Below are 12,435 nucleotides of genomic sequence, written 5' to 3' on the forward strand. Positions count from 1 at the left end.
ATGGATGCCGCGACCAAGCCCCCATGGACGGGTTTACGGCGTCCCCCGCAACCGGACCCGCTCCGCCAACCCACGGAATGCCCGCTTTTGCAGTTGCAGTGGCCGTGGCAGTCAGCGGGTGCCGGGCCGCAGGCCCGGCCGAACCCCTCAATTGCGTTGGAACAGCGCCTGCACATCCCTGCGGAACGCCGCCTGGCTGTCGGCCCGGCTGTAGAACATGTGCCCGCCCGGATAACTGCGCACCTGCACCCGGTCCGGATTGCTGCCCATCGTCGGCATCTGGTCCACGGTCAGGATCGAACCCATGAACGGGCACGACAGGTCGTTCCAGCCATGCACGATCAGCACCTGCAGGTGCGGGTCGATCGCCACGGCCTGGCGCAGCTGGGTCACCGCGCCATCGCGCAGCTCGCCATTGCGGTCCCACAGCCGGTTCACGTCGTAGTTCAGCGCCTGGTACCGCGCATCCACCTTCCAGCCGACCACGCGCGTCACGAAGTCGACCATCGCCGTGGTGGTCGGCGCGATGATGCTGTCCAGCAGCGGATCGTTGGCGCGCTGCTCCGGATCGTTCGGGAATGGATCGAACGCGGTTACGTTGGAATCGTAGCGGCTGCCCAGCGTGCCCTTGTCGCGGAACACTTCACGCAGGTAGGCCTGGGTTTCCAGGCGGCCACCGGCACGGCGCACGAACTGCGGGTCCAGCCCGGTCAGTTCGGTCACCCGGCGCAGCATTGCCTCGGTCGCCTGCGGATCGCTGCGGCCCTTCATCAACGCGGTGGCGTAGTCGCCACGGGTGTATTCCACTACTTCGCGCATCGCTGCATCGGTCAGCTTGCCCTGGCGCTCCAGGTGCGCGGCGGCGATCGACGGCAGGGTCTGCATCCACGCCATCGGCGAGACATCGGCGTTGTCTTCCAGGGTCGGGCTCAGGTACGGCGAGACCAGTACCAGGCCGTTCATCGCAACACCCAGCCGGGTCTGCAGGTAGTGGGTGATGCGTGGGCCGCGGTAGCCGCCGTAGCTCTCGCCGGTCAGATACTTGCGCGACGCCATGCGCTGGTTGCGCAGCAGCCAGTCGTAGATCGAGCGTGACAGGTATTCGATGTCGGCGCTGGGGTTGTACAGCGCCTTCTTGGCTTCGTCGTCGCCGATGCGCGCGCGGCTGAAGCCGGTGCCGACCGGATCGATGAACACCAGATCGGTGAAGTCCAGCCAGGTGCCGGGGTTGTCGTGCAGCGTCGCCGGCGCCGACGCGCTGTCACCCTCGGAGCCGAAGGTCACCACCTTGGGCCCGATCGCGCCCATGTTGAGGTAGACCGACGATGCCCCGGGGCCGCCATTGAGCGCGAAGGTCACCGGCCGGTCCTTGCCCGGCATCGTGTAGGCGGTGAACACCACGTCGGCGATCACCTTGCCCTTGGCATCGCGTACCGGCAGGGTGCCGACGGTGGCGGTGTAGTCCAGGGTGCGGCCGGCCAGGCGCATGCTCTGGCGGGCCGAGGCGTCTGCGGGCAACGCAGGTGCCTCGGTCTTGTCGTCCTTCGGATCGGGCTTGGCGTCGGCATCAGGCGCGGCCAGCACGCTGGCTGGGGCGATGAGCAGGCCGACGCAGAGCGCGGCAGTGTGCAACAGGGACTTCATGGCACCGGGTGGGCAGCGGAAGGGGATTGCGATGCTAGGCCGGTGGCGGCCCATGTCGTATGTGTCCAAAGGCATGGCCGTGCGTTGAGCCCGCTACTGGCCAGATTGGGTCAAGCGGGCAGGGTGGCTGCCGCGTCGTCATCGGCCAGCAGGCCGTAGACGGCCGAGTCGGCCAGTTCCCCCTGGATGCGCCAGCGCTGGCGCAGCACTCCCTCGCGGCGGAAGCCCAGGCGTTCGAGCACGTGCGCGGAGGGTGCGTTGCGCGGGTCGATCTCGGCTTCCACGCGATGCAGGTGGAGGGTGCCGAACAGGTAGGCCAGTACCTGCTGCAGGGCCTCGTGCATGTAGCCCTGGCCCTGGCGATCGGGTGCCAGCAGGTAGCCGATCTCGGCGCGGGCTGCAGTGCGGTCCACTGCAAACACCACGCAGATGCCCAGCAGTGGACCTTCCAGCGATTCGCGCACGGCCAGCTTCAGCTGGGTACCGATGGCATGGGCGGCGAGATCATCGTCGATCTGTTCGCGCGCCTCGGCCTGTCGCGTCCAGGCCGGATGATTCCACCAGCGCATCACGTCGGGATTGGACTGCAGCGCGAACAGCGCGGCGGCGTCGTCACGGCGGATCGGGCTCAGGACCAGCCGTGCGCTGTGCAGCGGCAGGTCGGGGAACAGCAGCGAGTGGCTGGCCAATACGGTGGTCCGCACGGATGGACGCGCATTATGGCGCCGCCGGGTTTGCCGATGGGGGCGGAATCTCTGTAGAGCCGAGCCGATGCTCGGCTCTACAGGAGGGCTGCGGGAGTCAGACTTCCAGGGAGGCGAGATCGCCCTTCGACTCCAGCCAGCCCTTGCGGTCGGACGCGCGCTTCTTGGCCAGCAACATGTCCATCAGCGAGCGGGTCTGCTCGCCATCGTCCACGGTCAGCTGTACCAGGCGGCGCGTATCCGGGTGGATGGTCGACTCGCGCAGCTGCGGCGGGTTCATCTCGCCCAGGCCCTTGAAGCGGGTGACGTTGATGGCGCCCTTGATCTTCTCGCGCTCGATCTTGTCCAGCATCGAGCGCTTTTCTTCCTCATCGAGGGCATAGAACACCTGCTTGCCCACATCGATGCGGAACAGCGGCGGCATCGCCACGAACACATGGCCGGCATCGACCAGTGCCGGGAAGTGCTTCAGGAACAGCGCGGTCAGCAGCGTTGCGATGTGCAGGCCGTCGGAGTCCGCGTCGGCCAGGATGATCACCTTGCCGTAGCGCAGGCCGCTGATGTCGTCCTTGCCGGGGTCGCAGCCGATGGCGATGGCCAGGTTGTGTACTTCCTCCGAGGCCAGCACGCTGTTGGACGAGACTTCCCAGGTGTTCAGGATCTTGCCACGCAGCGGCATGATCGCCTGGAAATCCTTGTCGCGGGCCTGCTTGGCGCTGCCGCCTGCCGAGTCACCTTCCACCAGGAACAGCTCGGTGCGCGACAGGTCCTGGCTGATGCAGTCTGCCAACTTGCCGGGCAGGGCCGGGCCCTGGGTGATCTTCTTGCGGACGACCAGCTTCTCGGTCTTCAGGCGCGCGCTGGCACGCTCGATGGCGATCTGCGCGATCTTCTCGCCCAGTTCCACGTTCTGGTTCAGCAGCAGGCTGAACGCATCATGGGCGGCACCTTCGACGAAACCGGCGGCCTGGCGCGACGACAGGCGCTCCTTCGTCTGGCCGCTGAACTGTGGGTCGGTCATCTTCAGCGACAGCACGAACGACACGCGATCCCACACGTCTTCCGGGGCCAGCTTGACGCCACGCGGCAGCAGGTTGCGGAAGTCGCAGAACTCGCGCAGCGCTTCGGTCAGGCCGGTGCGCAGGCCGTTGACATGGGTGCCGTGCTGCGCGGTGGGAATCAGGTTGACGTAGCTTTCCTGCACCAGCTCGCCTTCCGGCAGCCAGGCCACGGCCCAGTCAACTACCTCGGTGTCCTTCTTCAGGTTGCCGACGAACAGGTCGGCCGGCAGCGATTCGCGCTCGCCCAGCTCCAGCTTCAGGTAATCGCGCAGGCCGTCTTCGTAGTACCAGGTATCGACTTCACCGGTGGCTTCATCGGTCAGCTTCACGGTCAGGCCCGGGCACAGCACGGCCTTGGCGCGCAGCAGGTGCTTGAGCGCGCGCACCGCGAACTTCGGCGTATCGAAGTACTTCGGGTCCGGCCAGAAGCGCACGCGGGTACCGGTGTTCTTCTTGCCGACGCTGCCGACCACTTCCAGCGGCGTGGCACGGTCGCCGTTGCGGAAGGTGATGCGGTGTTCGGCGCCGTCGCGCTTGATGTGCACTTCCACCAGGGTCGACAGCGCATTGACGACGCTGACGCCGACGCCGTGCAGGCCGCCGGAGAAGGTGTAGTTGTTGTTGCTGAACTTGCCGCCCGCGTGCAGGCGCGTGAGGATCAGCTCGACACCCGGGATCTTCTCCTCCGGATGAATGTCCACTGGCATGCCGCGGCCGTCATCGCTGACCTCCACGCTGCCATCCTTGTACAGGGTGATCTCGATCGAACGGGCGTGACCGGCGAGGGCTTCGTCCACCGAGTTGTCGATCACTTCCTGCGCCAGGTGGTTCGGGCGCGCGGTGTCGGTATACATGCCGGGACGGCGCTTGACCGGGTCAAGGCCGGACAGGACTTCAATATCGGCGGCGTTATAGCGGGCGTTCATCTGTCTTCGAAAGCTTGGAGCGACGGGCAAGTGTGGGGTCTGGCACGGGAATTTGCACGCCTGCGGTTCAGTCTCGGCGGCGCAGAGGAGGTAAAATAGCCCTCGCTGGAATCTGAACGCCGGCGGCCCCGTTGGGTCTGAACGTCCAAGCCATACCGCGAGGAGGACCTCATGAAGAAGTTGCTGACCATTGCGATCCTGGCCGCTGCCGCCGTTGCAGTGCCGCTGGTGGTGGCGCAGAACGCCGGCCAGCCGGCCCCGCAGCAGGGTGACCAGGCCGACAAGGCGCAGGCCGAGGCCGATGCCAAGGCCAAGCGTCGGGCCCAGGCCAATGCCGAAATGAAGGCGCAGGGCCAGCCGGCCCCGCAGCAGGAAGAGGAAGAGGAAGCGCGCAAGAAGCGCTGATCCCGCAACCTGCCAGGCGCCCTTGCGACAAGGGTTGCGCTCCGGAACGCCCCGCTCAGCGGGGCGTTTCTTTTTAGGAACGTGGCGTCAGCCTCTTGGGTTGGCGGCCATCAATCTGTAAACTATGGCTTTCCGGGAGTAAGTGCGTGTCCACCCTTTGCGAATGGGCTGGAGCGGCCAAGCGTGGCTTCCAGCATGGCGGGTCGCAGGTGACGGTCGATTTGACCGGCACGGCCGCCCCGACCTCGCACGATGGTTCCCGTCCGGCGCCTGCCGCCGCACGGATCCGCACCTCCCTCGCTGCCACAGCGAACCGGAAAACCCCCTCTGAGCACCATGCCCGCCCTCCGGGTGCGCGTGGTGCTGCCGTTTTCCATTTCCAGACAGGATGCTTGCAGCCATGACTCCCTTGATTTTCGTAACCGGCGGCGTGGTGTCCTCGCTCGGCAAAGGCATTGCCGCCGCGTCGCTGGCCGCCATTCTCGAAGCCCGTGGCCTGAAGGTCACGATGATGAAGCTCGACCCGTACATCAACGTCGACCCGGGCACCATGAGTCCGTTCCAGCACGGTGAGGTCTATGTCACCGACGACGGCGCCGAGACCGACCTCGACCTGGGCCACTACGAGCGCTTCGTGCGCACCCGCCTCAGCCGCAAGAACTCGGTCACCACCGGCCGCATCTACGAGAACGTGATCCGCAAGGAGCGCCGCGGCGACTACCTGGGCGCGACCGTGCAGGTCATTCCGCACATCACCGACGAGATCCGTCGCTGCATCGGCGAAGCCACCGAAGGCTATGACGTGGCACTGGTCGAGATCGGCGGCACCGTTGGCGACATCGAGTCGCTGCCGTTCCTGGAGGCGATCCGCCAGGTGCGCACCGAACGCGGCCCGGAGAAGGCGCTGTTCATGCACCTCACCCTGGTGCCGTACATCGGCGCCGCCGGCGAGCTGAAGACCAAGCCGACCCAGCACTCGGTGAAGGAACTGCGCTCGATCGGCATCCAGCCGGACGTGCTGCTGTGCCGCTCCGAGCAGGCGGTGCCGGATTCGGAGCGCCGCAAGATCGCCCAGTTCACCAACGTTTCCGAGCGTGCGGTGATCAGCGTGCCGGACGTGGACGTGCTGTACCGCATCCCGTCTGGCCTGCATGCACAGGGCCTGGACGAAATCGTGGTGAACCAGCTGAAGCTGGCCGACAAGGCCGGTCCGGTCGACCTGTCGATGTGGGAAGACGCGGTCGATGCGACCCTGCACCCGCTGGACGAAGTGACCATTGCCGTGGTCGGCAAGTACGTCGATCACCAGGATGCCTACAAGTCGGTCGGCGAAGCACTGAAGCACGGTGGCCTGCGCCAGCGCACCAAGGTCAACCTGAAGTGGCTGGAAGCACAGGACCTGGAAGGCACCGACATGGCTGCACTGGCCGATGTCGACGGCATCCTGGTGCCGGGTGGCTTCGGTGACCGTGGTTTCGAAGGCAAGGTGCTGACCTCGAAGTTCGCCCGCGAGCAGCAGGTGCCGTACTTCGGCATCTGCTACGGCATGCAGGCGGCCGTGGTCGACTACGCGCGCAACGTGGTGGGCCTGGAAGGTGCCAACAGCACCGAGAACGACCGCCAGTCGCCGAACCCGGTGATCGGCCTGATCACCGAATGGCGCACCGCCAGCGGCGATGTCGAGAAGCGTGACGACAAGAGCGACCTCGGCGGCACCATGCGCCTGGGCCTGCAGGAACAACGCCTGAAGCCGGGCACGCTGGCCCGCGAGCTGTACGGCAAGGACGTGGTCGCCGAGCGCCACCGCCACCGCTACGAGTTCAACAACCGTTACCGCACCCAGCTGGAAGATGCGGGCCTGGTGATCGCCGGCAAGTCGATGGACGACACCCTGGTGGAAGTGGTCGAGCTGCCACGCGATGCCCACCCGTGGTTCCTGGCCTGCCAGGCGCACCCGGAATTCCTGTCCACGCCGCGTGACGGCCACCCGCTGTTCATCGGTTTCATCCGTGCCGCGCGCGAGCGCAAGGCCGGCGGCAAGCTGCTTTCCGAAGCGCGCGCCTGACTTGTGAATGGGGGCTTCGGCCCCCATCCTGGATGCTTCAACCCCCAGCGCACCGCCCCGTCCGGTGCTGCGGACAACAAGGAAACGCCATGAAACTGTGTGGATTCGAGGTCGGGCTGGACCAGCCCCTGTTCCTGATCGCCGGCCCCTGCGTGATCGAGTCGATGCAGCTGCAGCTTGATACCGCCGGCAAGCTGAAGGAGGTCACCGACAAGCTCGGTGTGAACTTCATCTTCAAGTCCAGCTTCGACAAGGCCAACCGCACTTCGGGTACCGCATTCCGCGGCCCGGGCATGGAAGAGGGCCTGAAGGTGCTGGCCGAAGTGAAGAAGCAGATCGGCGTGCCGGTGCTGACCGACGTCCACGAATACACCCCGATGGACGAAGTGGCCTCGGTGGTGGACGTGCTGCAGACCCCGGCGTTCCTGGTCCGCCAGACCGACTTCATCCGCAAGGTGTGCTCGGCCGGCAAGCCGGTCAACATCAAGAAGGGCCAGTTCCTGGCGCCGTGGGACATGAAGCCGGTCGTGGAGAAGGCCAAGGCCACCGGCAACGAGCAGATCATGGTCTGCGAGCGCGGTGCCAGCTTCGGCTACAACAACCTGGTCAGCGACATGCGTTCGCTGGCGGTGATGCGCGAGACCGGTTGCCCGGTGGTGTTCGACGCCACCCACTCGGTGCAGCTGCCGGGCGGGCAGGGCACCAGCTCAGGCGGCCAGCGCGAGCACGTGCCGGTGCTGGCCCGTGCCGCGGTGGCGGTGGGCATCTCCGGCCTGTTCGCCGAAACCCATCCGGATCCGTCAAAGGCGCTGTCCGATGGTCCCAACGCGTGGCCGCTGGACCAGATGGAGGCCCTGCTCGAGACCCTGATGGAACTCGACGCGGTGACCAAGAAGCACGGCTTTTCGCGCTTCGCGTGAGTCGTGACCCGTGGGTGGCGCTGGAAGCCCAGCGCCGCCGCCGGCACTGGAGACAGTGGCCGTGGGGCCTGATCGCGCTGGGGCTGTCCGCGGTGTTCACCGTGGGCTTGTTCTGCCTGGTGCTGATCGGCGCCGCGTCAGTGCGCCCACCGGGTGATGGCGGCAGCGTGCTCGATCTTCGGGCGTATTTCATTGCGCTTGTGGTCGGAGAGCTGCTGGCCAGCGCAGGGTGCGTCGCTTCGGCTGTGCTGGCCTGGCGATTGAACCATGGCAAGGTACCGGCAGGGCTGGCGATCATCCTGCTTTCTCTGTGGATCGGCACCCTGTTCTACGGATGGCTTTGATGAATACGACCCCATCAGCGCGCGGCTGGCCCTGGGGCCTGATCGCGCTGGCGCTGTCCGTGTTGACCTGGATGGCCCTGGTGGTGGGCGTGCTGGCCTTCACCGCCGGCTTCCGGCCGCCCGGGGACGGAAACAATGGCGTGCAGGCCACGCAGTGGTGGATGCTGGGCGCGCTGGTCACGATGGTGCTGTGCTTTCTCGGCAGCCCGGTGGCGATGGTGTTGGCCTGGCGACGGCGGCGTGGCCCCATCCTTGCGGCGATTGCCGGTGCATTGCTGGTGATGCTGGTCTCGCTGGTCCTTATCGTGATCGGGTCGAGCTGGGGCTGATGCAGGCCACGCCATTTGGCAAGTGGCGGGCAGCCGGGGATAATCACGCGGCATTCGTTTTGTCGCCCCCTCTCCAGACAGGTAACCGGCCCGACCATGAGTACGATCCGCAGCATCCACGCCCGTGAAATCCTCGACAGCCGTGGCAATCCCACGCTGGAAGCCGAAGTCATCCTGGAGGACGGTTCGTTCGGTCGCGCCGCGGTTCCCTCAGGCGCCTCGACCGGCACCAAGGAAGCGGTCGAGCTGCGTGACGGCGACAAGACCCGTTACCTGGGCAAGGGCGTGCGCAAGGCCGTTGACAACGTCAACACCACGATTGCCGCCGCGCTGAAGGGGTTTGAAGCCACCGACCAGGCCGGCCTCGACCGTCGCCTGATCGATCTGGACGGCACCGAGAACAAGGGGCGGCTGGGCGCCAACGCACTGCTGGGTGTTTCGATGGCCGCCGCGCACGCCGCCGCCGCATCCAGCAAGCAGGCGCTGTGGCAGTACCTGGCTGCCCGGACCGGCGTGACCCCGTCGCTGCCGGTGCCGATGATGAACATCATCAACGGCGGCGCGCATGCCGACAACAACGTCGACTTCCAGGAGTTCATGGTGCTGCCGGTCGGCTTCACCTCGTTCTCCGAAGCATTGCGCGCCGGTACCGAAATCTTCCATTCGCTGAAGTCGGTGCTGAAGGGCCACGGCCTGAGCACGGCGGTGGGCGACGAAGGCGGCTTCGCGCCGGACTTCCGCAGCAACGTCGAAGCGCTGGACACCATCCTCGAAGCAATCGGCAAGGCCGGCTACACCGCCGGTGAAGACGTGCTGCTGGGCCTGGACGTGGCTTCCAGCGAATTCTTCGAGAACGGCAAGTACAATCTGGTCGGCGAGAACAAGCGCCTGACTTCCGAGCAGTTCGTCGACTTCCTCGCCGACTGGGCCGCGCAGTACCCGATCATCACGATTGAAGATGGCCTGGCCGAGAACGACTGGGCGGGTTGGAAGCTGCTGACCGACCGCATCGGCAAGAAGGTGCAGCTGGTCGGTGACGACCTGTTCGTGACCAACCCGAAGATCTTCCAGGAAGGCATCGACTCGGGCACCGCCAACGCGATCCTGATCAAGGTCAACCAGATCGGCACGCTCAGCGAAACCCTGGAAGCGATCGCCATGGCCGACCGCGCCGGCTATGCGGCCGTGGTCTCGCACCGGTCGGGCGAAACCGAAGACACCACCATCGCCGACATCGCCGTGGCCACCACCGCCACCCAGATCAAGACCGGCTCGCTGTGCCGCAGCGATCGCGTGGCCAAGTACAACCAGCTGCTGCGCATCGAGGAAGCCCTCGGCGCCGGCGCGCGTTACGCCGGTCGTGACGCGTTCGTTTCGCTGAAGCGCTGAGCCGATGCGCGACTGGCGCTGGATGCTGCTGGTGCTGGCCCTGTTGCTGGGCTGGCTGCAGTACCGCTTCTGGTTCGGTCCGGGCAATTCGGGTGAAGTGATGATGCTCGAAGCCCAGGTCGCCAACCAGGAACGGGACAATGAGGGCCTGCAGCAGCGCAACGACGCGCTGGCCGCCGAAGTGAAGGACCTCAAGGAAGGCCAGTCCGCCATCGAGGAGCGCGCGCGCAGCGAGCTGGGCATGATCAAGCCCGGTGAGAAGTTCTACCGCGTGGTCGAGGATGCGCCGGTCCGTCCGGCGCAGCCCGCTGCAGGCGTCACTGTCCAGGCCGGCGATCACCCGGCGGACGTGCCATGAGCGCGGCGATCTGGGTGGTGGTTCCGGCTGCCGGCCGTGGCGCCCGCTTTGGTGCGCCGCTGCCCAAGCAGTACCTGCAGGCGGGCGGGCAGATCCTGCTCGCCCATACCCTGGACGCGCTGCTGGCGCACCCGGCCGTGGCCGGCGCAATGGTGGTGATCGGCCAGGACGACGGCGACTGGCCGGGCTGGAGCGAATGGGCCGGCAAACCGGTGCTGACCTGCATCGGCGGCGCGACCCGTGCCGCCTCGGTGCTGGCCGGGCTGCAGGCACTGCCGGACTCGGTGCGCGCCGATGAATTCGTGCTGGTCCACGACGCCGCGCGCCCCAACCTGTCGCTGGCCGATCTTGGCCGCCTGCTTGAAGTCGGGCGTGCCGATCCGGTCGGGGCGATCCTGGCCGCACCGGTGCGCGACACCCTCAAGCGTGCGGGCGACGACGGTGGCATCGATGGCACTGAACCGCGCGAGCGGCTGTGGCGTGCACTGACACCACAGCTGTTCCGCCGCCACCAGCTCAGCCGCGCGCTGTCCGACGCCGCCGCTGCCGGTGTTGAAGTCACCGACGAGGCCATGGCCATGGAGCGCCAGGGCCAGCGCCCGCTGCTGGTGGAAGGCAGCGAGGAGAACTTCAAGGTCACCACCCCGGCCGATCTGGACCGGTTCGAATTCGTACTTTCCCGCCGCGCCGGCTGACTGCCCGCGCGGCCCTGCTGCAAGGGCTGCATCCATGAGCACCGCACCGTTCCCGCCCGTCCGTATCGGCCAGGGCTACGACGTCCATGCCTTCGGTGAAGGCGATCACATCATGCTCGGCGGAGTGAACGTGCCGCACAGCTGCGGCGTGCTGGCGCACAGCGACGGCGACGTGATCCTGCACGCCCTGTGCGATGCCATGCTCGGTGCGCTGGCGCTGGGCGATATCGGCCAGCATTTCCCGCCGAGCGATGATCGCTGGAAGGGCGCCGACAGCAGCGATTTCGTGCGCCATTGCGACACCCTGCTGCGCGAGCGTGGCTGGCGCGTTGGCAACACCGACATCACCGTGATCTGCGAGCGGCCGAAGGTTGGCCCGCATGCGCTGGCCATGCGTGAGCGCATTGGTGGGTTGCTGCAGCTGCCGCTGGACGCGGTCAGCGTCAAGGCGACCACCTCGGAGAAGCTGGGCTTCACCGGCCGCGGCGAAGGCATCGCCGCGCAGGCGGTCGTGTTGCTGGTGGCGGCATGATCCCGCTGCCGTTGGCGTTTGGTGCGCCGCTGTTGACGGCGCGCATCCGCACCACGCCGGACGATTTCCAGGTGGATGAACTGCCGGCCTTCGAGGCCACCGGTGAAGGCGAGCACCTGTTGCTGCACATCCGCAAGCGCGGCGCCAACACCGTGCATGTGGCCAAGCGGCTGGCCAAGTGGGCGGGCCTGCCGGAAATGGCGGTGAGCTACGCCGGCATGAAGGATCGGCATGCGGTCACCACCCAGCGTTTCAGCGTGCACCTGCCCAAGCGCGTCGCGCCGGATCTGGCCGAGCTGGCCAGTGATGAGATCGAAGTGCTCGAAGCGACCTGGCACAACCGCAAGCTGCAGCGTGGTGCACTGGCCGGCAACCGCTTCAGGCTGGTGCTGCGCGAGGTGCAGGGCGATGCTGCGACGATCAGCGAGCGCCTGCAGCAGATCGCCGGGCGCGGCCTGCCGAACTGGTTTGGCGAGCAGCGCTTCGGCCGCGACGGCGGCAACGTGCCTGCCGCATTGGCGATGTTCGGTGGCCGCCGCATGCGCAAGGACCAGCGTTCGCTGCTGCTGTCAGCCGCCCGCTCGGCGCTGTTCAATCGTGTGCTCGCCGCGCGCGTGGCGCAGGGCAACTGGGATCAACCGCTGGACGGTGAAGTGTGGATGCTCGATGGCAGCCGCAGCGTGTTCGGCCCCGAACCCTACACCGACGTGCTGGCCGAGCGCCTGGCCCGTTTCGACATCCATCCCAGCGCGCCGCTGTGGGGCGAAGGCGAGCTGCGCAGCGCCGACGCTGCACGTGAGCTGGAGCTGGCCGCGCTGGACGACGAGGAATCGAAGGCGCTGCGCGCTGGCCTGGAAGACGCACGGCTGAAACAGGAGCGCCGCGCGCTGCGCCTGCGCCCGGCGTTGCTGCAGCATCAGTGGTTGGCCAGTGATGTACTGGAACTCTCGTTCGCGTTGCCGCCGGGCTGCTATGCCACCGCCGTGCTGCACGAACTCGGCCCCGTCGAAGACGCCGCGCAGGCCTGACAGAAAAAGGGGACGGAGGGAATTAAGTCGTTTGT

13 protein-coding genes are annotated in these 12,435 nt (G+C 66.8%); 10 read left to right on the forward strand and 3 right to left on the reverse strand.

What is annotated here, in order from left to right; all coding sequences use genetic code 11:
* Nucleotides 1-147: 147 nt before the first annotated feature.
* The 3 genes from HMPREF3114_RS09835 to parE form a co-directional block, all read right to left on the reverse strand.
* Nucleotides 148-1,644, reverse strand: a complete 1,497-nt coding sequence (locus HMPREF3114_RS09835) for a S10 family peptidase (RefSeq protein WP_032954081.1) — start codon at nt 1,642-1,644, stop codon at nt 148-150.
* Between the two features lie 110 nt (nt 1,645-1,754).
* Nucleotides 1,755-2,333, reverse strand: coding sequence for a GNAT family N-acetyltransferase (locus HMPREF3114_RS09840; RefSeq protein WP_005416020.1), 579 nt, complete (start codon nt 2,331-2,333; stop codon nt 1,755-1,757).
* 112 nt (nt 2,334-2,445) lie between these two features.
* Nucleotides 2,446-4,335: a DNA topoisomerase IV subunit B gene (gene parE, locus HMPREF3114_RS09845; protein ID WP_005416021.1), complete on the reverse strand. Its 1,890-nt coding sequence runs from the start codon at nt 4,333-4,335 to the stop codon at nt 2,446-2,448.
* Nucleotides 4,336-4,506: 171 nt separating this feature from the next.
* Here parE and HMPREF3114_RS09850 point away from each other — a divergent pair, with 171 nt between their 5' ends.
* The 10 genes from HMPREF3114_RS09850 (at nt 4,507) to truD (ending at nt 12,400) form a co-directional block, all read left to right on the forward strand.
* Nucleotides 4,507-4,740: a hypothetical protein gene (locus tag HMPREF3114_RS09850; RefSeq protein WP_005416022.1), complete on the forward strand. Its 234-nt coding sequence runs from the start codon at nt 4,507-4,509 to the stop codon at nt 4,738-4,740.
* Nucleotides 4,741-5,140: 400 nt separating this feature from the next.
* The gene (locus tag HMPREF3114_RS09855) at nt 5,141-6,805 is read left to right on the forward strand and encodes a CTP synthase (RefSeq protein WP_070489685.1); all 1,665 of its coding nucleotides are present in this window, start codon (nt 5,141-5,143) and stop codon (nt 6,803-6,805) included.
* 89 nt (nt 6,806-6,894) lie between these two features.
* Entirely contained in the window at nt 6,895-7,725 is an 831-nt protein-coding gene (gene kdsA, locus HMPREF3114_RS09860) for a 3-deoxy-8-phosphooctulonate synthase (protein WP_053500059.1), read from the forward strand.
* Entirely contained in the window at nt 7,722-8,069 is a 348-nt protein-coding gene (locus HMPREF3114_RS09865; RefSeq protein WP_053500061.1) for a hypothetical protein, read from the forward strand. The genes kdsA and HMPREF3114_RS09865 overlap by 4 nt, the downstream gene beginning before the upstream one ends.
* The gene (locus HMPREF3114_RS09870) at nt 8,069-8,398 is read left to right on the forward strand and encodes a hypothetical protein (RefSeq protein ID WP_053500063.1); all 330 of its coding nucleotides are present in this window, start codon (nt 8,069-8,071) and stop codon (nt 8,396-8,398) included. Before HMPREF3114_RS09865 ends, HMPREF3114_RS09870 begins: the two co-directional genes overlap by 1 nt.
* 96 nt (nt 8,399-8,494) lie before the next feature.
* Nucleotides 8,495-9,787 (forward strand): phosphopyruvate hydratase, encoded by a 1,293-nt coding sequence (gene eno / locus HMPREF3114_RS09875; protein ID WP_053500065.1) that lies wholly within the window; start codon nt 8,495-8,497, stop codon nt 9,785-9,787.
* 4 nt (nt 9,788-9,791) lie between these two features.
* Nucleotides 9,792-10,145 (forward strand): cell division protein FtsB, encoded by a 354-nt coding sequence (ftsB, locus tag HMPREF3114_RS09880; protein WP_005416028.1) that lies wholly within the window; start codon nt 9,792-9,794, stop codon nt 10,143-10,145.
* Entirely contained in the window at nt 10,142-10,840 is a 699-nt protein-coding gene (ispD, locus tag HMPREF3114_RS09885; RefSeq protein WP_053500067.1) for a 2-C-methyl-D-erythritol 4-phosphate cytidylyltransferase, read from the forward strand. Before ftsB ends, ispD begins: the two co-directional genes overlap by 4 nt.
* A 34-nt stretch (nt 10,841-10,874) precedes the next feature.
* The gene (gene ispF, locus HMPREF3114_RS09890) at nt 10,875-11,372 is read left to right on the forward strand and encodes a 2-C-methyl-D-erythritol 2,4-cyclodiphosphate synthase (RefSeq protein WP_053500069.1); all 498 of its coding nucleotides are present in this window, start codon (nt 10,875-10,877) and stop codon (nt 11,370-11,372) included.
* A complete protein-coding gene (gene truD / locus HMPREF3114_RS09895; protein ID WP_053500071.1) occupies nt 11,369-12,400 on the forward strand; it encodes a tRNA pseudouridine(13) synthase TruD in 1,032 nt (343 codons plus the stop codon). The genes ispF and truD overlap by 4 nt, the downstream gene beginning before the upstream one ends.
* Nucleotides 12,401-12,435 lie beyond the last annotated feature (35 nt).

Source organism: Stenotrophomonas sp. HMSC10F07 (assembly GCF_001807895.1).
GTDB lineage: Bacteria > Pseudomonadota > Gammaproteobacteria > Xanthomonadales > Xanthomonadaceae > Stenotrophomonas > Stenotrophomonas sepilia.